Genomic DNA, 23,616 nt, shown 5'->3' with positions numbered 1-23,616 from the left:
CAGCAGACTTGAGCTATTTAAAAGAGATTATCGAGATTCGTGCTGTAGGTTTTACTCACCTTTTCGCTCATCGATTTTAGCTGCTGGATCATGCTGGTTAATTTGCGCGCGTAGTTAGGGTCAGTGGCGTAACCCGCATTCTGCAATGCCTGGGCACCCTGCTCAGCGGTCGCGGCACCGGTCACCGCGGCGTAACGCGGATTGCGGGATATCAGACCGACATAATCCGACAGTGCTTCAAGATAGGAGCTATACACACGGAATTTCGCTTTCACTTTTTTCGCCTCACCGTTTTCGTATTCGGTAGTGGTGATTTCAGTGGTCGGCCCTTTCCAGCTTCCCGAGGCTTTCACCCCAAAAATGTTAAAGCTCGGCTCGCCGTTCTCCCGTCGAATTTGTCGTTGCCCCCACCCGGACTCCAGCGCCGCCTGCGCCAGAATCAGATGATGCGGCACCCCGCTTTGCTGACTCGCCAGCTTAGCCGGCAGCGATAGCTGAGCGAGGAAGTCTTTACTGTCACCTGACAGCGGCTCATCATTGCTTTCCGTCGCCCGGGGAATGGCTTTACGCACCAGTTGCGTCAGCGCCTGATTTTGATAGCTGGTCACCGTTTCCAGCGAGAATTTCATCGGCACCTGCGGCGCATCATCCGCAGGTTGCCCCTGTCCTTGCGTCATCTGCTTGACCATCATTTCTGCCAGTCCCAGACCTTTTCCTGCCGTCATCTGCTGGGCGATCTGTTGGTCATACATACTGGTGTATAAACGCGTGGAGTCGCTGCTAAACACACCGTCTTTTGGCAACGCCTCGCGCATACTTTTCAGCATCATCTGCACGAACATCCCTTCAACCTGGCGGGCGACCGGGCGGATATTTGCCGCCGGGTCCTGACCCGCTTTCGCTTTCAGTTCGTTCAGTGATTGTGCATCCCAGGCTGCGCTGGTCAGCAGTTTGCTATCACCAATCATCAGATGATTTCCAGTTTGGCGCGCAGACAACCCGCACTTTGCATGGATTGCAGGATAGACATCAGATCCATCGGTGTTGCCCCCAGCGCATTCAATGCACGTACGACGTTGTTCAGGTTGGCGCTGGAACGAACGCTCTGCAACGACCCACCGCTCTGGCGCAGATCGATCTGCGTTTGTGGCGTCACCACGGTTTGTCCACCACCAAACGGGGTATCCGGCTGGCTGACGTTCGCCTGGCGGTTAACCGTAATCGACAGATTGCCTTGTGCAACAGCGCAACTATCCAGCGTCACTTCACGGTTCATTACCACCGATCCCGTACGGGAGTTAATAATCACCTTCGCGTCCTGCGGCGTGACGTTCACTTCCATATTCTGGATATCTGCGAGGAAACGTACCTGCGAGCTATTGCCACTCGGGACGCGTACCTGGATCGTGCGTGCATCCAGCGCAGTCGCACTGCCAAATCCGCGAGAGCGGTTGATGGTGTCGGTTATCTGCTGCGCCATGGTGAAATCTTCATTATTCAGCTGCAGATTAATGGTGTTACCGCCACCAAACTGGGTAGGCAACTCGCGCTCAATAATGGCACCGTTGGTGATACGCCCGCCGTTGAGCTGGTTCACCTGGACACTACTACCACCCGCTGCGGCGCCTGCACCACCGACCAGAATATTCCCCTGCGCCAACGCATACACCTGGCTATCGACCCCTTTCAGCGGCGTCATCAGCAACGTCCCGCCACGCAGGCTTTTGGCGTTACCCATTGAAGAGACCACCACATCAATGGTTTGTCCCTGCCGCCCAAACGCCGGGAATGACGCGGTCACCATCACCGCCGCCACGTTTTTCAACTGCATATTGGTGCCCGTCGGCACGGTAATACCCAGCTGCGAGAGCATGTTATTCAGCGTTTGCGTGGTAAACGGTGTCTGGGTGGTCTGGTCACCCGTACCGTCCAGCCCCACCACCAGGCCGTAGCCTATCAGCGAGTTTTCACGCACCCCCTGAACACTGGTCAGATCACGAATGCGATCGGCATGCGCAAAGGTGGTAGCCAGTATCAGTACCATTCCAACAAGAGTTTTAAACACTGGATACCTCGCTTACATCGGCGATAAATTAAGGAAGAAACGCTGCAACCAGCCCATATTCTGCGCCTCATTGATATAGCCGTTACCGACATATTCAATACGCGCATCCGCAACCTGCGTTGACGGTACAGAGTTGCTGCCGCTAATAGTGCGCGGGTTAACAACCCCAGAGAAGCGAATGAATTCAGTGCCCTGGTTAATGGCGATCTGTTTTTCACCCACGACATGTAAATTGCCATTCACCAGTACCTGATCAACCGTCACGGTCAACGTACCACTGAAGGTGTTTCTGGCGTTCGCGCCGCCTTTACCGTTAAACGAGTTGCCGCCTGAAGCCTCTACGTCGGCACGCTCGTTGCCAAACAGCCCCTGCAGGTAACGGGGTACCGTGTCAAAACCAAAGTTAGTTTTGCCATCACGACTGGCATTCGCCGAGGAGCTTTTGCTCGCACTGACGTTTTCCTGCAATACGATAGTCAGCGTATCGCCAATATTGCGCGGACGGCGGTCTTCAAATAACGGCTGGTAGCCATAATTAATCGGCTGCGCAGACTGAAATATTGATCCATTCGCCACCGGCGTCGGGCCTGGAACGGGCTGGGCAGTCGTCGCGCCCTGCACGAGCGGAGTAGCCGGTATCCAGGCACATCCTGTCAGTGAAACCACCAGCAGGGCCAAAATCGGGTATGGGTGAAGCGCGTGTTTTCGCATTGCCTTCATCTTCAAAATCAGTGCGCCGGTGAGGCTTTCACCCCACCGGACGTCACTTTAGAGTTGCGTCAGTTTCTGCAGCATCTGATCGGTGGTCGATACCGCTTTACTGTTGATTTCATAAGCACGTTGAACCTGGATCATGTTAACCAGTTCTTCCGCCACGTTGACGTTAGAGGTTTCCACATAACCCTGGTACAACAAGCCCGCGCCGTTCAGCCCCGGCGTGCTTTCGTTCGGTGCGCCGGACGATTGCGTTTCGGTGTACAAATTCTCACCAATACTTTCCAGACCGGTATCATTCATGAAGGTTGTCAGGTTGAGCTGTCCCACCTGAACAGGCGCAGCCTGGCCCTGCTGAGTCACACTGACAATACCGTCTCGTCCAATGGTGATGCTCAGCGAGTTCGCCGGGATAGTGATTGCAGGCTGCACCTGAAAACCACCCGCCGTGACCAACTGACCGTTCTGATCCACCTGGAAAGAACCATCACGTGTATAGGCTGACGTCCCATCCGGTAACATGACCTGGAAAAAGCCCTGGCCTTTAATCGCCACATCTTTGCTGTTATTGGTCTGCGACAGGTTACCCTGGCTGTGCAAACGTTCGGTCGCAACCGGACGCACACCAGTACCAATCTGCAAACCAGACGGCAGCGTTGTCTGTTCAGAAGACTGAGCCCCCGGTTGACGAATCGTCTGGTACAGCAGATCTTCAAACACCGCACGCTGGCGTTTAAAACCATTCGTACTGACGTTTGCCAGGTTGTTGGCAATCACATCCATGTTGGTTTGCTGCGCGTCCAGGCCGGTTTTGGCGATCCATAATGAATTGATCATAAAATGTCCTGTATTAACTCATCGACAGCAGTTGGTTGGCACGGCCCGCGTTATCATCCACGCTACTGATAATCTTCATCTGCATTTCGAAGCGGCGAGCGCTGGCGATCATATCGCTCATCGCCGCAACGGGTTTGACGTTACTGCCTTCCAGTACGCCCGACATCACGCGGATGCTGGGGTCAGCTTGCAGTGTCGGCCCCCGGGTAGCCTGCGCTGCCGCACTCAGACGGAACATACCGTCATCGCCACGTTGCACTTCACTTCCCGTCGCTTTAACCAGCTTCAGACGTCCTACTGGCGCCACCGTATTCGCGGGATCGCCTGGGTTGAGCGCCGAAATCGTTCCGTCTGCGGCGATAGTCACTTCCGACCCTTCCGGTACCGCTATCGGCCCCGCTTCGCCGATCACCGGATGTCCCTGAATAGTCAGCTCACCGGTTGGACTCACCTGAATAGCGCCATTGCGGGTGTATCCTTCGCTGCCATCAGCGGTCTGCACAGCCAACCAGCCATCCTGCTGCAAGGCCACATCCAGCGGGCGGGAGGTATAATCCATCTGGCCTGGCGTCATATCGGCCCCAGGCGTGGAAGCAACCACCAGCGTACGCGTCGGCAGTGAAAGCCCTTCTACGGGAACCGCACGCAGCGCGTTGAGCTGAGCACGAAAACCCGGTGTCGAGGCATTTGCCAGGTTGCTGGCCGTCACCGCTTGTTGATTCAGCGTCTGACTGGCCGCGCCCATGGCGGTATATATTGCGTGATCCATTAAGCCATCCCGTCAGGCGCTTAGCGCAGGTTGACCAGTGTGTTAAGGATCTGATCCTGGGTTTTGATAGTCTGCGCATTCGACTGATAGTTACGCTGAGCGACAATCATATTCACCAGTTCTTTACTCAAATCCACGTTAGAGGCTTCCAACGCACCGTTGGTCAGCTTGCCGAAGTTACCCGTACCCGCGGTACCCAGCAGCGCCACACCGGAGGCCTGAGTTGCCGCCCAGACGTTATCGCCCTGAGACGCCAGACCTTCGTTGTTGGCAAAGTTTGCCAGCACGATCTGTCCCAGAACCTGTTTCTGTTCGTTGGAGTAGTTACCAACTACGGTACCGTCATTGTTAATCTGATAGCTCACCAGATCGCCTGGTTTGTAGCCGTCCTGGTTAGTGGCAACAATGTTGTTTGCCCCAGTATTCTGCTGCATGGAGTTCTGGAAACTCATTGCGAAGGTGACGGCCGGGGCGCCATTGAGCGCGGCGGTAGTGATATCGAATGTACCGCCGCCGATTAACGCGCCATTGGTATCAAATTCCAGCGTGGACGTCGGTGCGGTTGGCACAGCAGCCTTAGGATCGCTGCTATCAATGGTATAGACAGCCCATTTGTTATCAGGCTGCTTTACAAAATAGGCGTTAACTTCGTGGGCATTGCCCAGGCTGTCATAAACGGTGACAGGGCCTTTTTTGTTATAGCTGTCAGCATCTTTCGGATCGAACTTTGTCGTTGTCGGGATTTTATCCGATGAGTTCAGGTTGATCTGCATTGAGGCCTTGCTGGTTGCCTGTGCCGCCATCAATGTATTAGGGATCGTGATCGGCCCCGGGTTCGCACCCTGCTGAACGGTCGGCGGCGTACCGGTCGCCGGATAGCCCGTCAGTTTCAGCCCCTGCATGTTAACAATGTTGCGGTTTTCATCGAGTTTGAACTGACCGTTGCGGCTGAAGAAAACGGAACCATTGCTGTCAACCATACGGAAAAAACCGTTCTGGCTGATAGCCACATCCAGCCCACGTCCAGTGTTGGTGGTGGTTCCATCGGTAAAGTCCTGGGTAATACCCGCAACTTTAACGCCCAGACCCACTTTAGAACCGGCGAACATATCGGCAAAGGATGCCGTACCGGATTTAAAACCGTAGGTGGCGGAGTTGGCGATGTTGTTACCAATGACATCGAGGTTGGTCGCTGCAGCGTTCAGACCGCTGACCGCTTGTGAAAAGGCCATGACTTACTCCTGATAAGTGTGAAGGCTTAAATTATCTGCCGTACTTCGTCGAGGGTGGTGGTTCCATAGGTGCCCAGATCCAGTGTGTTACCGCCGTTACTGCGGATAACACCTTGCACCAGCGCAAACTGTAGAGGCTGCGCCACAAGCTGCGTTCCGGCGTTGCTGGCCGCAATCGAGACGTTATACGAACCGCTCGGCGCATCCGTGCCGTCCGTCATGGTGCCATCCCAGGTAAAGGTATGAACGCCCGCTTTCAACCCGCCAATATCAATGGTGCGTACCACCTTGCCGTCTTTATCGGTAATGGTTGCGGTAACCTTATCTGCCGGCTGCTGCAGCTCAACGCCAAACGGTGTCGTGGTCGTCGTAGCCCCTTCTTCCGTACCCTTACCGGTCAGAATGGTGGTCCCCGGGATCATGACGCCATGGCCAATCAGCGTACTGGCCTGCAACGACTGGCTGCTATCGATCTGTCCGGAGATCGATCCCAGCGTGGTATTCAATTTTTCAATGCCGCTTACGGTACTGATTTGCGCTAACTGGGTAGTCAACTCATTGTTTTGCAGCGGGTTGGTTGGGTCCTGGTTTTTTAACTGCGCGACCAGAAGCGTCAGAAAGCTGCTTTGCAGATCGGCCGCGTTGCTCCCGGTCAGCGAACTTTTGCCAGTGGCAGCATTCACACCCGACGTACTCGGGTCATTCATTTTTACAGCAACGGACATATGCGCCTCCTTTACTGGCCCAGCGTCAGCGTTTTAAGCATCAAGCTTTTCACGGTATTGAGCACTTCAACGTTTGCCTGATAGCTGCGTGAAGCAGACATGGTGTTAACCATCTCGCCAACCACGTCGACATTCGGCATTTTTACGTAGCCATTCGCATCCGCCAGCGGATTGCCCGGTTCATAAACCAGCTTGTCCGGTGCCTGACTCTCAATGACGTCAGCGACTTTTACGCCACCGGTTGCTGCGCCTGGTGCTGCATCAACCTGAAAAACAACCTGCTTTGCACGATACGGCTGACCATCAGGTCCGGTCACGCTATCGGCGTTCGCCATGTTGCTGGCAGCCACGTTCAGACGCTGAGACTGAGCCGTCAGCGCAGAGCCTGCGATATCAAAAATATTGAGCAACGCCACGGGTTAGTTCCCTCCTTGCAGCACGTTCATCATGCCCTTGATTTGCCCACCTAACGCGGTAAGCCCCATCTGGTACTTCAGGCTGTTATCCGCAAACTGCGTACGCTCCCTGTCCATATCCACCGTGTTGCCATCCAGAGACGGCTGGTCAGGAATGCGATAGAGCAACTCCGTAGAAGGAGCCGAGACAGTCTGGGCAGGAATGTGTTGTGCAGAGGTCAGCGTCAACGAAACACCGCCTGTTTCTTCCCGCCCGCGCACCATGACTTTTTTTAATTCACTGGCGAAATCCAGGTCGCGCGCCTGATACCCCGGCGTGTCGGCATTGGCAATGTTGGCCGCTAATATTTCCTGGCGTTGGGCGCGCAAATTCAGCGCTTCCTGTTGAAAACGTAAGGCGGCGTCGAGCTTATCGAGCATATCTCCTCCGCAAATGACAAAATTCAGCCGACAGCTTAAATCCCATCACGCGCGCGTTATCGCCGGAATAAACGCAAAATGCGTCGCTATTTGTTGCGTTGATGACTGCGTCACACAGGTAGAATCCTGCCACTACCTGAAAAAGCGCGAGGTTTTGATGCAAACGTTTAAACGTGGAATAGTCGTGGCAGCACTGCTGTTCAGCCCTATGACGCTGGCACAAGACCTGAATTCGCAGTTAACCGCGTGGTTTTCCCAGCGCCTGGCCGGGTTTAGCGATGAGGTGGTCGTCACTGTCCGTACGCCGCCAAACTTGCAGCCCAGCTGTGACCAGCCTGCGCTGAGCGTGTCCGGCAGTGCGAAACTGTGGGGTAACGTGAACGTGCTGGCCCGCTGCGCCAATGAAAAACGCTATCTGCAGGTCACTGTGCAAGCCACCGGCAACTATGTTGTCGCAGCGGCCCCTGTTGCCCGCGGAAGCGCACTGAACGCGGCCAGCGTAACGCTAAAACGTGGTCGTCTGGATCAACTGCCGCCACGCACCGTACTGGACATTAACCAGGTTCAGGATGCCGTGAGCCTGCGCGACCTGGTTCCCGGTCAGCCAATCCAGCTTACAATGTTGCGCCAGGCATGGCGGATAAAAGCGGGTCAACGCGTGATGGTTATCGCTAACGGAGACGGCTTTCGGGTCAATGCCGAAGGTAAAGCGCTCAACAATGCAGCCGTCGCGCAAAACGCACGAGTGCGGATGATTTCTGGTCAGGTGGTGAGTGGAATCGTCGATTCTGATGGGAATATTCTTATTAACCTATAATAGGTTAAAGATTTTTTAGCGAGTGCCGATAGATAATCAACCAATGATTAAAGCGGGTCGCTATAGCGTAACCCCTCGATGAGGATAGAAAAAATGAGTATTGATCGTACCTCACCATTGAAGCCAGTAAGCACTGTCCAGCCACGCGAAACCAGCGACTCGCCGGTACAAAAAGCGCGGAAGGAAAAAACAGCGACGACAAACAGCACCAGCGTAATGCTGAGTGACGCTCAGGCCAAACTGATGCAGCCCGGCACCAATGACATCAACATGGAACGTGTCGAAGCACTGAAAACCGCGATCCGTAACGGCGAGCTGAAAATGGATACCGGAAAAATTGCCGACTCGCTGATCCGCGAGGCACAGAGCTACCTACAGAGTAAATAAAGTATGACTCGTTTGTCAGAAATACTTGATCAGATGACGACCGTCCTCAATGACCTGAAAACGGTGATGGATGCTGAGCAGCATCAGCTTTCTGCAGGACAGATCAACGGTAGCCAGCTACAGCGAATTACAGAAGAAAAAAGTTCTTTGCTGGCCACCCTCGATTATCTGGAGCAGCAGCGCCGCCTGGAAAATGACGCCACGCGCAGCGCCAATGATGAGATTGCCGAGCGCTGGCAGACAATCACCAAGAAGACACAGCATTTGCGCGATCTCAACCAGCACAATGGTTGGCTGCTCGAAGGGCAAATCGAACGCAATCAACAGGCAATTCAAGTGCTGAAACCGCACCAGGAGCCGACGCTGTATGGCGCGAACGGCCAGACCTCTGCAGCACATCGCGGCGGGAAAAAATTCTCTATTTGATCATTACCTGATGGCATTGTGCTTATCAGGCAACGCTATTCTGTTGGCCGGATGCGGCGTAGTACCGCCATCCGGCATAGGATGTCCATTACGCCGTCCGGCGAACGAACTCTTTCACTTTAAAGCCCAGCACAGCAAGAGCGGCGAAGTAGGCAACGATTCCCACGACCACCACCGCCAGCAAACGCATCACACGCCACACCATTGTCCCTTGTGACCAGTCCGGCATCATGTAAAGCATCCCTACCAGCGCAGCAGACATCACCAGCACTGAAATCACCAGACGCGTCAGGAACCAGGCCCAGCCCGGCTGTGGGGTGAATATTTTCTGTTTGCGCAGTTGCCAGTAGAGCAGTGAAGCATTCAGACATGCCGCCAAACCGATCGACAACGACAGTCCGGCATGCTTCAACGGCCCGATAAACGCCAGGTTCATCACCTGGGTCAGAATCAGCGTCACAATGGCAATTTTTACCGGCGTTTTAATATCCTGACGCGAGTAAAAACCAGGCGCCAATACTTTCACGATGATAATGCCAATCAGACCGACCGAATACGCCACCAGCGCGCGCTGGGTCATCGCCGCATCAAACGCGGTAAACTTTCCGTACTGGAACAGCGACACCGTCAGCGGTTTTGCCAGGATACCCAACGCCACGGCACTGGGTAACGCCAACAGAAAGCACAGGCGCAGCCCCCAGTCCATCAGACGGCAATACTCATCATGATTACCACTGGAAAAACTTTTGGACAGTGACGGCAGCAGGATTGTCCCCAGCGCCACCCCCAAAACACCGGACGGAAACTCCATCATACGGTCAGCATAGTACATCCATGACACCGAGCCGGAGGCCAGAAACGAGGCAAAAATCGTGTTAATAATCATTGAAACCTGGCTGACGGAAACCCCAAGGATCGCCGGCCCCATTTGCTTCACGACGCGCATCGCACCTTCATCGCGGAAGTTGACACGCGGCAGTACCAGCATGCCAATTTTCTTCAAATGCGGAAGCTGATAAACCAGTTGCAGCACACCGCCCACGGTGACAGCCCACGCCAGCGCCAGCACCGGCGGATGGAAATAAGGCGCGGCAAACAGCGCAAAACCAATCATGCTGATATTCAGAAACGTCGGCGCAAACGCTGGAATGGAGAAGCGATTCCATGTGTTAAGGATTGCACCTGCCAGTGAGGCCAGCGAAATCAGCAGAATATAAGGAAAGGTTATCCGCAGCAGTTGGGTGGTCAGTGTGAACTTATCTGCAGTATCAGCGAACCCTGGCGCGGTGACCATTATCACCCACGGTGCAGCAAGCATCCCGGCCACCGTGACGACGGCCAGCGCTAGCGTCAATAGACCAGAAACATAGGCGACAAACACGCGGGTGGCGTCTTCGCCTTGCTTACTTTTGTATTCAGCAAGAATCGGTACAAACGCCTGAGAGAACGCGCCCTCAGCAAAAATGCGGCGCAGCAGGTTAGGAAGTTTGAATGCCACAAAAAAGGCGTCGGTCGCCATCCCTGCGCCAAAGATTCTGGCGACAATCGCGTCACGCGCAAAACCCAGCACACGTGAGAACATCGTCATCGAGCTGACGGCTGCCAGCGATTTTAATAAATTCATCTATGTTGTATTCCAGACTCTGAGGCAGAACCCCGCATAGCCAGTCCATTGACCGGAGAAGGCGTTGAGCCCTCATCCGGCAATGTCGCAGAGCCTGATGCCGACGCTAAAGCGTCTTATCAGGCCGACAAACTGGTCTATAGCTTGAAAAGAGGTGTTTTTTGAGTGGGCATATAGTACCTGGATTACCGTGAATTACTACCGCCAGATGTTACAGGGGGTTATTCCTCCATCGCCTCCCGCCACAGTTTTTCTACCACACGCTGTGCCAGAATCGCCTGCTCGCCCGCCGTCTCAGGAACCGTCTGATTTTGTACGCAGGCTATAAAATGACGAGCGCAGCCGGCAAACCCACGTTGTTCTAACGTCGTTTGCCATCCTGCAATGGGCTTATGTACCACACCCTGCCCGCGTTCCTCGCGCCATTCCCGCATATCCGTCACATCAATCAAGCCCCCCTCCGTCACGGCCTGGATACACTCGCGCTGGCTACCAGCGCGGCGGTGCATACTGGTGGTTATCTGTAGCTGGTCGGCAGAAAAATGATGTTCAGCATACAGCATCTCACCGGTGTCATTTGTTAACAGCGTGCCGCCATTAAGTTGAACCTTTCCTCCCGCCAGCCACAGCGCGGTGTCTACCACGTGCAGATAATCATCCAGCAGCGTAAAACGCAGATCGTGCGGCCCGACGCTATCCGTACGGTGCTTGTCCATACGAACAGACGCCGCATTGCCCAACTGCGCCTTTAGATCCTGATACAGCGGCGCAAAGCGACGATTAAACCCAACCATTAGCGTCAGTTTTTTCCGCGCCGCCAGCTCCACCAGTTGTTCAGCTTCGCGCAGATTTTCTGCCAGCGGCTTGTCCACGCAAACGTGAACGCCGGCATTCAGCAACTCACTCACTACAGCGTAGTGGGTGGCGGTACTGGAATGAACGAAAACAGCATCGCAGGTTGCCGCTAAATTCTGTACGGAATCAACGTATGGCATTCGCCAGGTTTCACAAATACGCAGTGCTTTTTCCCGCGAGGGCGACCATGCGCCCTGCAGCGTCCAGTCCGCAGATGCGCCCAACACAGGCAACCATGCCTTTTGCGCGATGCCCCCTAACCCGACCACGCCAATACGCAATTTTCCCACGTCAGTCTCCCAGGTGTGCCAATAATGAATCGAGCCGCTGTTTCAACTCTGCCACTTCGGTTTCCAGCGCTTCAACACGCGCCTGCAAATCTCCAGACGCCGCCTGCGGTTCATCTGCCGCAGCGAGTGACTCATCAACCTCGCCACAAAACAGGTGCATATAACGACTTTCTCGTTTTCCAGGTTCGCGTGCCAGGCGGACCACATAAGGGCCATCTTCCCGGGTAGCCAGTTTCTCCAGCGTCGACTCTACTTCCGCCATATCGCTGAACTCATACATTCGGGATGCGCGGCTACGCAATTCACCCGGTGTTTGAGCGCCACGGAGTAACAGCGTGGTGATCAATGCCACTTCACCCGCGCTAAGCTTAAGATTGCCAAACTCTGAATTACAGAACCGCTGTTCGTATTTGGTCACGCGATTACCAAAGCCGCTCACCGTACGCAGAAAATGCCTTTTTACCAGGTTATCAAGCTGATCCTGCACGTCGGCTTCCGATAGATTCATCACCGGTTCACGGTTGGTTTTTTGATTACACGCGGTCACCACACCATTCACGGAAAGGGGATATTGTTCCGGTGTAGTAACCTGTTTTTCTAATAAGCAGCCAATCACACGGGCTTCAGTGGCGGTTAATTCGTATTTCATCGTCTTCTCCATTATTCAGGCCGCGCGCCTGAAACTTAGCGACCGGGGGTCCATTCTGATGTTGTCAACGCCGTCAGCACATGATCGCGCCACTGCCCATCAATCAGCAGATAGTCTTTTGCATACCCTTCTTTCTCAAAGCCGAGTCGCGCCAGCAAATCGCCGCTACGCTTATTGTGTGGCATGTAGTTCGCCATAATGCGGTGAATATGTTGCGTCCGCTGTACATAACGAATTGCGGCGGTCAGGGCTTCGTACATCAGCCCCTGCCCTTGCCACTTCTGCGCAATGGAATAACCGAGATAACAGGCGTGGAAAGATCCGCGCACCACGTTCGAGAAGTTCGCAACGCCGATAATTTCTTTTTCATCCGGATCGAGCAGCGCGAAATACCAGGCCGTGCCTTGTTTATGGAATTCAGAGATCATGCTCAGACGCGCCTGCCAGCCAGAGGGGTAGCAGTGGCTTTCATCGCGGATAGGTTCCCAGGGTTTTAAGAAATGACGATTCTCTGCGTAATAATCTGCCAGACGCCAGGCATCACGCTCATGCACCAAACGCACGACCAGGCGGTCCGTGGTTAAGCGCACTTTTGGCACGTTACTGCGATAGCCAAACATTCTATACCTACTCCTTCCCGTAACGTCTTCAATACGCAATTCGCATTACTATACCTGTGCAAATACACCGTGTGAAAAGAGCAAAATGCCATTTTTTGAATTATTCACACATTTTGATGAAAACTCTCTATCAAGACTGACTTTTGATAAAAAAATATTGTCCCGCCAAGGGTGGGAAAAGCGCAAACGACACCGCAGAATAGAAGGTGCTTATCTTTTAAACTCTCCACCGAGTGACGAGTTTTTTCCCTGGAGGGGAAATGTCGCAAGTCTCGCAGGCAAGGAACCTGGGTAAATATTTCCTGCTCATCGATAATATGCTGGTCGTGCTGGGTTTCTTTGTCGTTTTCCCACTGATCTCTATCCGCTTCGTCGACCAAATGGGCTGGGCCGCCGTGATGGTCGGTATCGCACTTGGATTGCGCCAATTTATTCAGCAAGGTCTGGGGATTTTTGGCGGCGCAATTGCTGACCGCTTTGGTGCCAAACCCATGATTGTGACCGGCATGCTGATGCGTGCCGCCGGGTTCGCCACGATGGGGATTGCGCACGAACCCTGGCTCTTGTGGTTTTCCTGCTTCCTCTCCGGCTTAGGCGGTACGTTATTCGACCCGCCCCGTTCAGCACTGGTGGTCAAACTGATCCGCCCGGAAAAGCGCGGGCGCTTTTTCTCTATTCTGATGATGCAGGACAGTGCCGGTGCCGTTGTTGGCGCATTACTCGGCAGCTGGCTGTTACAGTACGATTTCCGCCTGGTCTGCGCTACGGGTGCAATTTTGTTCGTTCTGTGCGCCGCGTTTAACGCCTGGCTGCTTCCGGCATGGAAGCTATCCACCGTGAAGATTCCCGTGCGCGAAGGCATGAGCCATGTGATGCATGACAAACGATTTGTTACCTATGTCCTGACGCTGGCGGGGTATTACATGCTGGCGGTACAGGTTATGTTGATGCTGCCGATTATGGTTAATGACATTGCCGGTTCGCCAGCCGCCGTGAAGTGGATGTATGCCATCGAGGCGTGTCTCTCTTTAACGCTGCTCTACCCTATCGCCCGCTGGAGTGAGAAACGTTTTCGTCTTGAGCATCGGCTGATGGCAGGCCTGCTGATTATGTCTCTTAGCATGATGCCCATCGGTCTGGTCGGGAATTTACAGCAGCTTTTCACCCTGATTTGCACCTTCTATATCGGTTCTATTATTGCGGAACCGGCACGCGAGACGCTGAGCGCGTCGTTGGCAAATGCGCGTGCGCGGGGCAGTTACATGGGCTTTAGCCGCCTGGGACTCGCCATCGGCGGTGCCATCGGTTATATCGGTGGCGGCTGGCTGTTTGATATGGGTAAAGCACTGTCACAGCCAGAACTCCCGTGGATGATGCTCGGCATTATCGGCGTTATCACCTTCCTCGCGCTGGGTTGGCAGTTTAGCCATAAACGCCCGTCACGCGGCATGCTGGAACCTGATGCCTGATAGCTGACCAGACGTCCCGGACTCAATTTCAGTTTTTTCTGCTGGCGTCCGGGCCGCTGGTGCTGGATGCTGCTTTGTGTCACGATTACGCCACAAGCATCATGTTGAGGAACCCCATGAAAAAGATTTTTTTTGCTGCTGCACTGATTGTCAGCGGCCTGTTGGTTGGTTGTAATCAACTCACACAGTACACGGTTAGCGAGCAAGAGATTAATCAGGCACTGGCTAAGCATAACGACTTCTCGAAAGATATTGGTCTGCCTGGCGTTGCTGAAGCCCACATCGTACTGACCAATCTCGCCAGCCAGATTGGTCGCGAAGAACCGAATAAAGTGACTCTGACAGGCGATGCCAATCTGGATATGAATTCCCTTTTTGGTAGCCAGAAAGCGACCATGAAATTGAAGTTAAAAGCATTGCCAGTCTTCAATAAAGAAAAAGGCGCGATTTATCTACAAGAAATGGAAGTGGTCGATGCGACCGTCACACCAGAGAAAATGCAATCAGTGCTGCAAACGCTGATGCCCTACTTAAATCAGTCGCTGCGCAATTACTTTAACCAGCAACCGGCCTATATTCTGCGTGAAGACAGCAGCAAAGGCGAAGCGCTGGCGAAAAAACTGGCGAAAGGGATTGAGGTTAAACCGGGCGAAATCATTATCCCGTTTACCGATTAATCAACATCAGGGCGCGAATGCGCCTTTTTTTTCGTGCAAACGAAAACGTTTCCGCTTATCCTTTGTTTCCGGCAAAAAAGACTATCCTCAGCCGGAGCATATTGATGACTGCACCATCCCAGGTTTTAAAGATCCGCCGCCCAGACGACTGGCACCTTCACCTTCGCGATGGCGACATGTTGAAAACTGTCGTGCCTTATACCAGTGAAACTTATGGTCGCGCGATTGTTATGCCAAACCTCGCTCCGCCGGTCACTACCGTTGATGCGGTCATTGCGTACCGTCAGCGCATTCTGGACGCTGTACCCGCCGGACATCACTTTACGCCGTTGATGACCTGCTACTTAACGGACACGCTGGATCCTAATGAACTTGAGCGTGGATTCAACGAAGGCGTCTTCACCGCCGCGAAACTTTATCCCGCCAATGCAACAACCAACTCTACACACGGTGTAACCTCGGTCGATGCCATTATGCCGGTACTGGAGCGCATGGAAAAATTGGGGATGCCACTGTTGGTACATGGTGAAGTGACGCACGCTGAGATCGATATTTTCGATCGCGAAGCACGTTTCATCGAAACGGTGATGGACCCCTTACGTCAGCGTTTAACCGCGCTAAAAGTGGTGTTTGAACATATCACAACCAAAGATGCCGCCGACTACGTTCGCGAGGGCAACGAGCTTCTTGCCGCAACCATCACACCGCAGCATTTAATGTTTAACCGCAACCATATGCTGGTCGGCGGAATTCGTCCGCATCTGTACTGTCTGCCGATACTCAAACGTAACGTTCACCAGCAGGCGCTGCGTGAACTGGTTGCCAGCGGATTCAGTCGTGCATTCCTGGGTACCGACTCCGCACCGCATGCGCGTCATCGTAAAGAGTCCAGTTGCGGCTGTGCGGGCTGCTTTAATGCACCGACCGCGCTGGGCAGCTATGCCACTGTGTTCGAAGAGATGAACGCTCTGGACCATTTCGAAGCCTTCTGCTCACTCAATGGCCCACAGTTCTATGGTTTGCCGGTGAATGAGACCTTTATTGAGCTGGAACGCGTTGAGCACCAGGTCCCAGAGAGCATTGCGCTGGAAAATGACACGCTGGTGCCATTCCTTGGCGGTGAAACGGTACGCTGGTCAGTAAAACGCTAAAAAAATGTAGCCCACTGTTGTCAACTGGCGCAGTTAACTGTATAAATAACCAGTATATCCAACAGGGGGCTATTATGCGTATTGAAGTCACTATTGCCAAAACTTCACCTTTACCAGCCGGTGCTATCGACGCGCTGGCAGGTGAACTCTCCCGCCGTATTCATCATCATTTTCCGGATAACGAAGGTAACGTTACCGTTCGTTATGCCGGGGCCAACAATCTGTCGGTTATTGGCGCATCAAAAGAGGACAAAGAACGCATCAGCGAAATCCTACAGGAAACCTGGGAAAGCGCGGATGACTGGTTCATCAACGAATAAAAAATGATATGCAGTGATGTTTTTTTGCCGGGTCGCCCCGGCTTTTTTATACGTGCATCCTTTAAATCAATCTTGCATTCACCATGCTGGCAGATAATTTATATTAAATACCTTGATTATCTTTTAATCAAATCACCAAAATAATTGCACAACATGCTAAAAAAAAATGAATAACATGTTGTTTTATTAGTCAGATAACACTGAAAACAAAAAATTTATGCGTTGCCCTCTTTAAATTTTCAATGAATACCCTTATTTATTGATATACTGAAGTTGCTTCAGAAAAAAACGCATTGAACCTCGAAAACCGTTGTCTAGTAACACGAATTAGGGGGCATGATGGAAAAGAATAATGAAGTCATTCAGACTCATCCGCTTGTAGGGTGGGACATCAGCACTGTTGATAGCTACGATGCGCTGATGCTGCGTTTGCACTACCAGACCCCGAATCGTCCGGACCCGGATGGGACTGAAGTCGGTCAAACGCTCTGGTTAACCACTGATGTTGCCAGGCAATTTATTTCGATATTAGAAGCCGGAATCGCCAAAATTGAATCTGGCGATTACCAGGTAAATGAGTATCAGCGACATTAAACCTGATACATCACACCATCAAAAGGCACCTTCACGGTGCCTTTCTTATTTGCAGGTTGAATATTCCGGTTCAGTTATTTACCCTGCTATACCTGTCATACTTCAAGTTGCATGTGCGTTGGCTTTACCCGGCCTTTGGCCTCGCCCCTTCGGGGCCAGCGTAAGCGCTGTTCAAAACCGCCAGGGCGTTTTGTCCTGCAACTCGAATTATTTAACGTATGCTATCGCGATTGCAGAGAGAAGCGGATGAAATACGACTTAATCATTATTGGCAGCGGTTCCGTGGGCGCCGCAGCCGGATACTACGCCACTCGCGCTGGTCTTAACGTTCTGATGATCGATGCGCATATGCCACCGCATCAACAGGGCAGCCACCACGGTGATACACGATTAATTCGTCATGCTTATGGCGAAGGTGAAAAATACGTTCCACTGGTGCTACGTGCGCAGACCTTGTGGGATGAACTTTCCGCACAAAATGAAGAGCCTGTTTTTGTTCGCTCTGGCGTTATCAACCTGGGCCCAGCAGATTCAACCTTCTTAGCGACCGTGGCGCAAAGTGCCAAACAGTGGCAGCTCAATGTCGAACAGCTGGATGCAGCTGCCATCATGGCTCGCTGGCCAGAAATTCGCGTGCCTGAAAACTATATCGGGCTGTTTGAAGCCGAATCCGGTTTTTTACGCAGTGAGCTAGCCATTAAAACCTGGATTCGCCTGGCTGAAGAGGCGGGTTGTGCACAGCTGTTTAAATGCCCCGTCACGGCAATTCATCACCACGGTGATGGCGTAACGGTTGCAACAGCCGATGGTGACTACCACGCGAAAAAAGTCGTCGTCAGCGCCGGTACCTGGGTCAAGGCATTACTGCCTGAACTGCCGATACAACCGGTGCGTAAGGTGTTCGCATGGTATCAGGCTGACGGGCGCTACAGTGTCAAAAACAAATTCCCGGCATTTACCGGCGAACTGCCAAATGGCGATCAATACTACGGTTTTCCGGCTGAGAATGACGAGTTAAAAATTGGCAGACATAACGGCGGACAGGTCATTCATTCACCTGAAGAACGTAAACCGTTTGCCGCTGTCGCCAGCGATGGTTCTGAGGCGTTCCCATTCCTGCGCGCTGTTTTGCCTGGCATTGGCTGTTGTCTGCATGGCGCATCCTGTACTTACGATAACTCGCCAGATGAAGACTTCATTATCGATATGTTGCCAGACCATGACAACACGCTGGTGATTACCGGACTCAGCGGACACGGTTTTAAGTTTGCTTCCGTACTGGGCGAAATTGCGGCTGATTTTGCCCAGGGTAAACCGTCAGCCTTTGACCTGACGCCATTCAGGCTGTCCCGTTTTAAGCGATAATCGATCAATGGCCTCGTTGGTGAGGCCATTTTTAATGACAGGAATAACATTGATGCGCCGCATCTTTCACTATCTGGTTAATAATATTCGCGAGCATTTCATGCTCTACATTATTTTATGGTCCCTGCTGGCGATTATGGACGTCATATATATTATGTTCTTCTAATTGATGTGCGTTGACATTAATTGACAAAAACTGATGATTACTTAATTTCATTGCAATAAACTGAATAACATAATTGCCATCCTTCCTTGTTTTCAAGCCCTTCTCTTTGTTCACTCACACTAACGATTTGATGATTGCGCCTTTAATTAATCAATTTTATTGAAATAAGAATAAATATCATCACCATTGTTATTTATTAGTTGCATTAATGTCTTTTACGCGCCATTTTCATTCACTTCTGAAATATTTAACGGTATGTTTATGCAATTCAATAATAGTCCACAGCGTTATGGCGTGGTGTCTGCCGCATTGCACTGGCTGGTCGCTATTGCCGTTTATGGCATGTTTGCTCTGGGTTTATGGATGGTAACACTCAGTTATTACGATGGTTGGTATCACCAGGCGCCTGAACTGCATAAAAGTATCGGTGTGTTGCTGATGATGGGACTGGTTGTCCGCATTGTCTGGCGGGTTGTTTCCCCTCCCCCTGCCGCGCTGAAAAGCTATTCCCGTCTAACCCGCATTGCGGCGGCATTGGGCCACCTCACACTATATACCCTGCTTTTTTCTATTGTCATCAGCGGCTATCTGATCTCTACCGCAGACGGTAAAGCAATCAGCGTATTTGGTTGGTTCGATGTTCCCGCCACGTTTGCCAACGCAGGCGTACAAGCCGACATCGCCGGTAGCGTGCACCTGTGGCTCGCGTGGGCCGTGGTGGTTTTATCACTTCTGCATGGGCTAATGGCCCTGAAACATCACTTTATCGATAACGACGATACTCTTAATCGCATGTTGGGAAAATCGTCATCTGACTATGGAGCTTAAAATGAAAAAAAACCTGCTGGGACTCACACTTGCCTCTTTATTATTCACGACCGGCTCTGCCATCGCGGCGGATTACAAAATTGACAAAGAGGGACAGCATGCCTTTGTTAATTTCCGCATTCAGCATCTGGGATACAGCTGGCTGTACGGCACTTTTAAAGACTTCGACGGCACATTTACCTTTGACGAGAAAAATCCGGCTGCCGATAAAGTCAATGTCACCATCAACACCAACAGTGTTGATACCAATCATGCCGAGCGTGACAAACACCTGCGTAGTGCAGAATTCCTCAATGTGAGCAAGTTCCCGCAGGCCACCTTTACGTCCACCAGCGTGAAGAAAGAGGGCAACGATTTGGATATCACCGGTAACCTGACCCTGAACGGCGTCACCAAACCGGTAACACTTGATGCAAAGCTGATGGGTCAGGGTGGCGATCCATGGGGTGGCACACGCGCCGGTTTTGAAGCTCAAGGGAAAATAAAGCTGAAGGATTTCAACATCACCACCGATCTCGGTCCCGCTTCGCAGGAAGTCGAATTAATTATCTCGGTGGAAGGCGTACAGCAGAAATAACGTCCTATTGATGCCGGATGAGGCTTTTGCCACCATCCGGCATCGTGTTACTGCGCAGGATCGGGAATACCGAGTTTAGTATTTAAATGACCCCGCGATTTATTAAAGATCTTATTGCCGTTCTCACGCCCCGCGCGACGGCGGCGCTGCTCTTCTTCCGGCAGTTCACTCTCTTCACAACACAGTTCACTACAGCAGCCTTTATACTTTTGCGCACAGGCTGGACACTGAATAAACAGCAGATGGCAGCCATCGTTTTTGCAATTGGTATGGCTGTCACATGCGGTACCACACTGGTGACAATGCGAAATCACATCGTCAGAGATCCTTTCCCCCATACGTTCATCGAAAACAAAATTTTTGCCGATAAAACGTACAGGCAGCCCCTGCTCACGCGCTTTGCGGGCATACTCAATAATGCCACCCTCAATGTGCCAGACTTTGCTAAACCCGTTATGTTTCATCCAGGCACTGGCTTTCTCACAACGAATCCCCCCGGTACAGTACATAACGATTTTTTTATCCTTATGCTCCTGCATCATTTCTACCGCTTTCGGCAGTTGATCGCGGAAGGTGTCTGCCGGGATCTCCAGTGCGTTTTCGAAGTGACCCACTTCATACTCATAGTGGTTGCGCATATCAATAAACACCGCATCCGGATCGTCCAGCATGGCATTCACTTCAGCAGCCTTCAGATAATCACCCACGTTGCTGGCGTCAAAATCAGGATCATCAATGCCATCCGCGACAATCCGCTCACGGACCTTCATGCGCAGAACCCAGAAAGATTTGCCGTCATCATCTAATGCAATATTGAGACGCACCCCGGATAATGCAGGATCAAATGCATATAACTGTTGGCGAAACGCATCAACGTGACTTTGCGGTACACTGATTTGTGCGTTAATGCCTTCCCGCGCAAGATATACGCGGCCAAACACATTCAATGTCGTGAACAGTTGATACAGTGCATCACGCGTTTGCTGAGGATCAGCGATGGTGAAATATTTATAGAATGAAATCGTCGTGCGCGGCTCAGATTCCGCCAGCATTTTAGCTTTGAGCGCGTCATTCGAAATGCGGTTGTGTAACACTGGCATGGTGTACGTATCCTGCAATCAGTAAAAATGAAAATTGGCCGGCATGATAAAGCAAACATCGCCAATTTACATCCACACATTTTACGCTACATTTCATACTTCACGATAAAAACGCAACAACAATTGATGGTTTAATCACCGTTCTCCCGTCGTAAATTTTAGATACGCGTAAAAAAATGCGACAATACAGGGAATTGGTCGTTAGAAGACAGGATAGACATGACGAATTTACCCAAGTTTTCGGCTGCGCTACTGCATCCGCGTTATTGGTTAACCTGGCTGGGTATTGGCATCCTTTGGTTAATCGTGCAGTTACCCTACCCAGTGCTCTATAAAATGGGATGTGCATTAGGCCGTCTGGCATTGCGTTTGATGAAACGTCGGGCAAAGATTGTTTCCCGCAATCTGGAACTGTGCTTCCCGCGAATGAGCGAGCAGGAACGCCAGCAGATGATGGTAAAAAACTTCGAGTCTGTCGGTATGGGCGTAATGGAAACCGGTATGGCCTGGTTTTGGTCCGACAGGCGAATATCACGCTGGACTGAAGTTATCGGAATGGAGCATATCCGTGACGTTCAGGCACAGAAGCGTGGGATCCTGTTAGTTGGTCTGCACTTTTTGACGCTCGAGTTGGGCGCACGCCAGTTTGGCTTACAAGAACCGGGAATTGGCGTGTATCGTCCTAACGACAATCCGCTGCTCGACTGGCTGCAAACCTGGGGGCGTATGCGCTCCAATAAATCAATGCTCGATCGTAAAGACCTGAAAGGGATGATTAAAGCGTTGAAGAAAGGTGAAGTGGTCTGGTACGCGCCGGATCACGATTACGGCCCTCGCGCCAGTGTATTTGTGCCTTTGTTCGCCGTTGAACAGGCTGCGACGACGTCCGGTACCTGGATGCTGTCACGAATGTCGAATGCCTGCCTGGTGCCATTTGTTCCCCGCCGCAAACCTGACGGCAAGGGGTATCAATTGATCATGCTGCCACCGGAGTGTTCACCACCGCTGGACAATGCTGAAACAACGGCGGCCTGGATGAATAAAATCGTTGAAAAATGCATCATGATGGCCCCCGAGCAATACATGTGGCTACATCGCCGCTTCAAGACACGTCCTGAAGGCTCCCCGTCTCTGTACTGAGTCTTTGTTGCAGTCCAGTGGGCTGCAACACCTTCTATCCCCTTTTAGGTTTAACTGCTATCCGCATTGCAGCAACTATCAACCAGGCGCATAATTAGCCTGCTTATTTATATTTAATCGATAGCGCAAACAGCGCATCACACTGCGGATCGCTATGTCACCCTCTGATGTCCCCATAAACTGGAAACGCAATCTCACCGTTGCCTGGCTGGGCTGTTTTTTAACCGGCGCAGCATTTAGCCTGGTCATGCCATTTTTACCCCTTTACGTCGAGAGTCTTGGCGTGACGGGTCACAGCGCCCTGAATATGTGGTCAGGGCTGGTATTCAGTATCACCTTCCTGTTTTCAGCGATTGCCTCACCTTTCTGGGGCGGGCTGGCCGACCGTAAAGGCCGGAAAATTATGCTCTTACGCTCGGCGCTGGGCATGGCCATTGTCATGCTGCTGATGGGGCTGGCGCAAAATATCTGGCAGTTCTTGATCCTGCGCGCCCTGCTGGGTTTACTCGGTGGATTTATTCCTAATGCCAACGCACTGATCGCAACCCAGGTGCCACGCAATAAAAGCGGCTGGGCGTTGGGAACACTTTCCACCGGCGGCGTCAGCGGTGCTTTACTTGGGCCACTGGCAGGCGGGTTACTTGCCGATCAGTATGGTCTGCGCCCCGTATTTTTCATTACCGCCCTGGTGCTGTTGATCTGTTTTATTCTGACACTCTTTTTTATCCGTGAACGCTTCCAGCCAGTGAGCAAGAAAGAGATGCTGCACGTTCGCGAAGTCGTGACGTCGTTAAAGAATCCAAAGCTGGTGCTGAGCTTGTTTGTCACTACCCTGATAATTCAGGTTGCAACCGGCTCTATTGCGCCAATCCTGACGCTGTATGTACGGGAGCTTGCGGGCAATGTCAGCAATATCGCGTTTATCAGCGGGATGATTGCCTCTGTACCCGGTGTTGCGGCCTTAATCAGTGCACCAAGACTCGGCAAATTGGGTGACAGGATTGGCCCGGAGAAGATCCTGATCGTGGCATTGGTTATCTCCGTACTGTTGTTGATCCCAATGTCATTCGTCCAGACACCCTGGCAGCTAGGCGTGCTGCGCTTTTTACTGGGTGCCGCTGATGGTGCATTGCTGCCTGCCGTACAGACCTTGCTGGTGTATAACTCAACCAACCAAATCGCCGGGCGCATCTTTAGTTACAACCAGTCGTTTCGTGATATCGGCAACGTGACTGGGCCGTTAATGGGAGCTGCTATATCAGCAAATTATGGCTTCCGTGCCGTCTTCTGCGTCACCGCGGGTGTTGTGTTATTCAACGCTTTCTACTCGTGGAATAGTCTGCGCCGTCGCCGGGGATCTCAGGTCCCGGGATGATTTTGTAT

28 protein-coding genes are annotated in these 23,616 nt (G+C 52.2%); 14 read left to right on the top strand and 14 right to left on the bottom strand.

Annotated elements, in window-relative coordinates; all coding sequences use genetic code 11:
* Window positions 1-17: 17 nt before the first annotated feature.
* Genes flgJ through flgB form a run of 9 tightly spaced genes read right to left on the bottom strand, consistent with a single transcriptional unit; the run spans window position 18 to window position 7,178 of the window.
* On the bottom strand, window positions 18-968 hold the full coding sequence (gene flgJ / locus HV261_RS11380; RefSeq protein ID WP_137383034.1) for a flagellar assembly peptidoglycan hydrolase FlgJ: 951 nt from the start codon (window positions 966-968) through the stop codon (window positions 18-20).
* Window positions 968-2,044, bottom strand: a complete 1,077-nt coding sequence (locus HV261_RS11375; protein ID WP_202039686.1) for a flagellar basal body P-ring protein FlgI — start codon at window positions 2,042-2,044, stop codon at window positions 968-970. The genes flgJ and HV261_RS11375 overlap by 1 nt, the downstream gene beginning before the upstream one ends.
* 33 nt (window positions 2,045-2,077) lie before the next feature.
* Window positions 2,078-2,776, bottom strand: coding sequence for a flagellar basal body L-ring protein FlgH (gene flgH / locus HV261_RS11370; RefSeq protein ID WP_003036206.1), 699 nt, complete (start codon window positions 2,774-2,776; stop codon window positions 2,078-2,080).
* A gap of 57 nt (window positions 2,777-2,833) precedes the next feature.
* A complete protein-coding gene (gene flgG, locus HV261_RS11365) occupies window positions 2,834-3,616 on the bottom strand; it encodes a flagellar basal-body rod protein FlgG (protein WP_005129045.1) in 783 nt (260 codons plus the stop codon).
* A 13-nt stretch (window positions 3,617-3,629) separates the two neighbouring features.
* Window positions 3,630-4,385 carry a flagellar basal-body rod protein FlgF gene (locus HV261_RS11360; RefSeq protein WP_048211227.1) on the bottom strand — a complete coding sequence of 252 codons (756 nt, stop codon included), beginning with the start codon at window positions 4,383-4,385 and terminating at the stop codon, window positions 3,630-3,632.
* A 20-nt stretch (window positions 4,386-4,405) separates the two neighbouring features.
* Window positions 4,406-5,617, bottom strand: a complete 1,212-nt coding sequence (flgE, locus tag HV261_RS11355; protein WP_116360490.1) for a flagellar hook protein FlgE — start codon at window positions 5,615-5,617, stop codon at window positions 4,406-4,408.
* Between the two features lie 26 nt (window positions 5,618-5,643).
* Window positions 5,644-6,342: a flagellar hook assembly protein FlgD gene (gene flgD / locus HV261_RS11350; RefSeq protein WP_137383035.1), complete on the bottom strand. Its 699-nt coding sequence runs from the start codon at window positions 6,340-6,342 to the stop codon at window positions 5,644-5,646.
* A gap of 11 nt (window positions 6,343-6,353) precedes the next feature.
* Window positions 6,354-6,758: a flagellar basal body rod protein FlgC gene (gene flgC / locus HV261_RS11345; RefSeq protein WP_045441655.1), complete on the bottom strand. Its 405-nt coding sequence runs from the start codon at window positions 6,756-6,758 to the stop codon at window positions 6,354-6,356.
* A gap of 3 nt (window positions 6,759-6,761) precedes the next feature.
* Window positions 6,762-7,178 carry a flagellar basal body rod protein FlgB gene (gene flgB / locus HV261_RS11340; RefSeq protein WP_003036189.1) on the bottom strand — a complete coding sequence of 139 codons (417 nt, stop codon included), beginning with the start codon at window positions 7,176-7,178 and terminating at the stop codon, window positions 6,762-6,764.
* Between the two features lie 157 nt (window positions 7,179-7,335).
* Between flgB and flgA the strand changes: the two genes are divergently transcribed.
* The 3 genes from flgA to flgN all read left to right on the top strand — a co-directional run bounded on the left by flgA (window position 7,336) and on the right by flgN (window position 8,808).
* A complete protein-coding gene (gene flgA, locus HV261_RS11335; protein ID WP_137383036.1) occupies window positions 7,336-7,995 on the top strand; it encodes a flagellar basal body P-ring formation chaperone FlgA in 660 nt (219 codons plus the stop codon).
* A gap of 93 nt (window positions 7,996-8,088) precedes the next feature.
* The gene (gene flgM / locus HV261_RS11330) at window positions 8,089-8,382 is read left to right on the top strand and encodes a flagellar biosynthesis anti-sigma factor FlgM (RefSeq protein WP_005129057.1); all 294 of its coding nucleotides are present in this window, start codon (window positions 8,089-8,091) and stop codon (window positions 8,380-8,382) included.
* A 3-nt stretch (window positions 8,383-8,385) separates the two neighbouring features.
* Window positions 8,386-8,808: a flagella biosynthesis chaperone FlgN gene (gene flgN, locus HV261_RS11325; RefSeq protein ID WP_137383037.1), complete on the top strand. Its 423-nt coding sequence runs from the start codon at window positions 8,386-8,388 to the stop codon at window positions 8,806-8,808.
* Between the two features lie 88 nt (window positions 8,809-8,896).
* On the opposite strand, the gene murJ is transcribed toward flgN, so the two are convergent.
* From murJ to rimJ, 4 genes are all read right to left on the bottom strand, one after another.
* Window positions 8,897-10,432: a murein biosynthesis integral membrane protein MurJ gene (murJ, locus tag HV261_RS11320; RefSeq protein ID WP_202038318.1), complete on the bottom strand. Its 1,536-nt coding sequence runs from the start codon at window positions 10,430-10,432 to the stop codon at window positions 8,897-8,899.
* Window positions 10,433-10,653: 221 nt separating this feature from the next.
* Window positions 10,654-11,577, bottom strand: coding sequence for a Gfo/Idh/MocA family protein (locus HV261_RS11315; protein ID WP_202038317.1), 924 nt, complete (start codon window positions 11,575-11,577; stop codon window positions 10,654-10,656).
* Window position 11,578: 1 nt separating this feature from the next.
* On the bottom strand, window positions 11,579-12,226 hold the full coding sequence (locus HV261_RS11310) for a YceH family protein (protein ID WP_048211222.1): 648 nt from the start codon (window positions 12,224-12,226) through the stop codon (window positions 11,579-11,581).
* A gap of 35 nt (window positions 12,227-12,261) precedes the next feature.
* Window positions 12,262-12,846, bottom strand: a complete 585-nt coding sequence (gene rimJ / locus HV261_RS11305) for a ribosomal protein S5-alanine N-acetyltransferase (RefSeq protein WP_005129064.1) — start codon at window positions 12,844-12,846, stop codon at window positions 12,262-12,264.
* A 260-nt stretch (window positions 12,847-13,106) separates the two neighbouring features.
* Here rimJ and mdtH point away from each other — a divergent pair, with 260 nt between their 5' ends.
* The 9 genes from mdtH (at window position 13,107) to HV261_RS11260 (ending at window position 19,993) form a co-directional block, all read left to right on the top strand.
* Window positions 13,107-14,315: a multidrug efflux MFS transporter MdtH gene (gene mdtH / locus HV261_RS11300; RefSeq protein WP_202038316.1), complete on the top strand. Its 1,209-nt coding sequence runs from the start codon at window positions 13,107-13,109 to the stop codon at window positions 14,313-14,315.
* A 116-nt stretch (window positions 14,316-14,431) separates the two neighbouring features.
* Window positions 14,432-14,992: a lipoprotein gene (locus tag HV261_RS11295; protein ID WP_061068127.1), complete on the top strand. Its 561-nt coding sequence runs from the start codon at window positions 14,432-14,434 to the stop codon at window positions 14,990-14,992.
* Between the two features lie 104 nt (window positions 14,993-15,096).
* Window positions 15,097-16,143, top strand: coding sequence for a dihydroorotase (pyrC, locus tag HV261_RS11290; protein WP_202038315.1), 1,047 nt, complete (start codon window positions 15,097-15,099; stop codon window positions 16,141-16,143).
* 74 nt (window positions 16,144-16,217) lie between these two features.
* A complete protein-coding gene (dinI, locus tag HV261_RS11285) occupies window positions 16,218-16,463 on the top strand; it encodes a DNA damage-inducible protein I (RefSeq protein ID WP_202038314.1) in 246 nt (81 codons plus the stop codon).
* A 339-nt stretch (window positions 16,464-16,802) separates the two neighbouring features.
* Window positions 16,803-17,057, top strand: a complete 255-nt coding sequence (bssS, locus tag HV261_RS11280; protein WP_003036154.1) for a biofilm formation regulator BssS — start codon at window positions 16,803-16,805, stop codon at window positions 17,055-17,057.
* A gap of 246 nt (window positions 17,058-17,303) precedes the next feature.
* Window positions 17,304-18,422: an N-methyl-L-tryptophan oxidase gene (solA, locus tag HV261_RS11275; protein ID WP_202038313.1), complete on the top strand. Its 1,119-nt coding sequence runs from the start codon at window positions 17,304-17,306 to the stop codon at window positions 18,420-18,422.
* A gap of 52 nt (window positions 18,423-18,474) precedes the next feature.
* Window positions 18,475-18,588 (top strand): YceO family protein, encoded by a 114-nt coding sequence (locus tag HV261_RS11270; protein WP_003846814.1) that lies wholly within the window; start codon window positions 18,475-18,477, stop codon window positions 18,586-18,588.
* A gap of 261 nt (window positions 18,589-18,849) precedes the next feature.
* A complete protein-coding gene (locus HV261_RS11265) occupies window positions 18,850-19,416 on the top strand; it encodes a cytochrome b (protein WP_202038312.1) in 567 nt (188 codons plus the stop codon).
* Window position 19,417: 1 nt separating this feature from the next.
* Entirely contained in the window at window positions 19,418-19,993 is a 576-nt protein-coding gene (locus HV261_RS11260) for a YceI family protein (protein ID WP_061068131.1), read from the top strand.
* Window positions 19,994-20,040: 47 nt separating this feature from the next.
* On the opposite strand, the gene trhO is transcribed toward HV261_RS11260, so the two are convergent.
* Window positions 20,041-21,093 (bottom strand): oxygen-dependent tRNA uridine(34) hydroxylase TrhO, encoded by a 1,053-nt coding sequence (gene trhO, locus HV261_RS11255; RefSeq protein ID WP_202038311.1) that lies wholly within the window; start codon window positions 21,091-21,093, stop codon window positions 20,041-20,043.
* Between the two features lie 219 nt (window positions 21,094-21,312).
* Between trhO and HV261_RS11250 the strand changes: the two genes are divergently transcribed.
* Window positions 21,313-22,233, top strand: a complete 921-nt coding sequence (locus HV261_RS11250; protein WP_202038310.1) for a Kdo(2)-lipid IV(A) acyltransferase — start codon at window positions 21,313-21,315, stop codon at window positions 22,231-22,233.
* Between the two features lie 154 nt (window positions 22,234-22,387).
* A complete protein-coding gene (mdtG, locus tag HV261_RS11245; RefSeq protein ID WP_202038309.1) occupies window positions 22,388-23,608 on the top strand; it encodes a multidrug efflux MFS transporter MdtG in 1,221 nt (406 codons plus the stop codon).
* Window positions 23,609-23,616 lie beyond the last annotated feature (8 nt).

This window comes from Citrobacter sp. RHBSTW-00671 (genome assembly GCF_014103415.1).
In the GTDB taxonomy this organism is placed as follows: Bacteria; Pseudomonadota; Gammaproteobacteria; order Enterobacterales; family Enterobacteriaceae; genus Citrobacter.
This window is presented reverse-complemented; position numbering and strand designations above follow the sequence as displayed.

Coding starts and splice junctions, on each gene's coding strand:
- flgJ (WP_137383034.1), bottom strand. CDS start 968: ATGATTGGTGATAGCAAACTGCTGACCAGCGCAGCCTGGGATGCACAA.
- HV261_RS11375 (WP_202039686.1), bottom strand. CDS start 2,044: ATGGTACTGATACTGGCTACCACCTTTGCGCATGCCGATCGCATTCGT.
- flgH (WP_003036206.1), bottom strand. CDS start 2,776: ATGCGAAAACACGCGCTTCACCCATACCCGATTTTGGCCCTGCTGGTG.
- flgG (WP_005129045.1), bottom strand. CDS start 3,616: ATGATCAATTCATTATGGATCGCCAAAACCGGCCTGGACGCGCAGCAA.
- HV261_RS11360 (WP_048211227.1), bottom strand. CDS start 4,385: ATGGATCACGCAATATATACCGCCATGGGCGCGGCCAGTCAGACGCTG.
- flgE (WP_116360490.1), bottom strand. CDS start 5,617: ATGGCCTTTTCACAAGCGGTCAGCGGTCTGAACGCTGCAGCGACCAAC.
- flgD (WP_137383035.1), bottom strand. CDS start 6,342: ATGTCCGTTGCTGTAAAAATGAATGACCCGAGTACGTCGGGTGTGAAT.
- flgB (WP_003036189.1), bottom strand. CDS start 7,178: ATGCTCGATAAGCTCGACGCCGCCTTACGTTTTCAACAGGAAGCGCTG.
- flgA (WP_137383036.1), top strand. CDS start 7,336: ATGCAAACGTTTAAACGTGGAATAGTCGTGGCAGCACTGCTGTTCAGC.
- flgM (WP_005129057.1), top strand. CDS start 8,089: ATGAGTATTGATCGTACCTCACCATTGAAGCCAGTAAGCACTGTCCAG.
- flgN (WP_137383037.1), top strand. CDS start 8,386: ATGACTCGTTTGTCAGAAATACTTGATCAGATGACGACCGTCCTCAAT.
- murJ (WP_202038318.1), bottom strand. CDS start 10,432: ATGAATTTATTAAAATCGCTGGCAGCCGTCAGCTCGATGACGATGTTC.
- HV261_RS11310 (WP_048211222.1), bottom strand. CDS start 12,226: ATGAAATACGAATTAACCGCCACTGAAGCCCGTGTGATTGGCTGCTTA.
- rimJ (WP_005129064.1), bottom strand. CDS start 12,846: ATGTTTGGCTATCGCAGTAACGTGCCAAAAGTGCGCTTAACCACGGAC.
- mdtH (WP_202038316.1), top strand. CDS start 13,107: ATGTCGCAAGTCTCGCAGGCAAGGAACCTGGGTAAATATTTCCTGCTC.
- HV261_RS11295 (WP_061068127.1), top strand. CDS start 14,432: ATGAAAAAGATTTTTTTTGCTGCTGCACTGATTGTCAGCGGCCTGTTG.
- pyrC (WP_202038315.1), top strand. CDS start 15,097: ATGACTGCACCATCCCAGGTTTTAAAGATCCGCCGCCCAGACGACTGG.
- dinI (WP_202038314.1), top strand. CDS start 16,218: ATGCGTATTGAAGTCACTATTGCCAAAACTTCACCTTTACCAGCCGGT.
- bssS (WP_003036154.1), top strand. CDS start 16,803: ATGGAAAAGAATAATGAAGTCATTCAGACTCATCCGCTTGTAGGGTGG.
- solA (WP_202038313.1), top strand. CDS start 17,304: ATGAAATACGACTTAATCATTATTGGCAGCGGTTCCGTGGGCGCCGCA.
- HV261_RS11270 (WP_003846814.1), top strand. CDS start 18,475: ATGCGCCGCATCTTTCACTATCTGGTTAATAATATTCGCGAGCATTTC.
- HV261_RS11265 (WP_202038312.1), top strand. CDS start 18,850: ATGCAATTCAATAATAGTCCACAGCGTTATGGCGTGGTGTCTGCCGCA.
- HV261_RS11260 (WP_061068131.1), top strand. CDS start 19,418: ATGAAAAAAAACCTGCTGGGACTCACACTTGCCTCTTTATTATTCACG.
- trhO (WP_202038311.1), bottom strand. CDS start 21,093: ATGCCAGTGTTACACAACCGCATTTCGAATGACGCGCTCAAAGCTAAA.
- HV261_RS11250 (WP_202038310.1), top strand. CDS start 21,313: ATGACGAATTTACCCAAGTTTTCGGCTGCGCTACTGCATCCGCGTTAT.
- mdtG (WP_202038309.1), top strand. CDS start 22,388: ATGTCACCCTCTGATGTCCCCATAAACTGGAAACGCAATCTCACCGTT.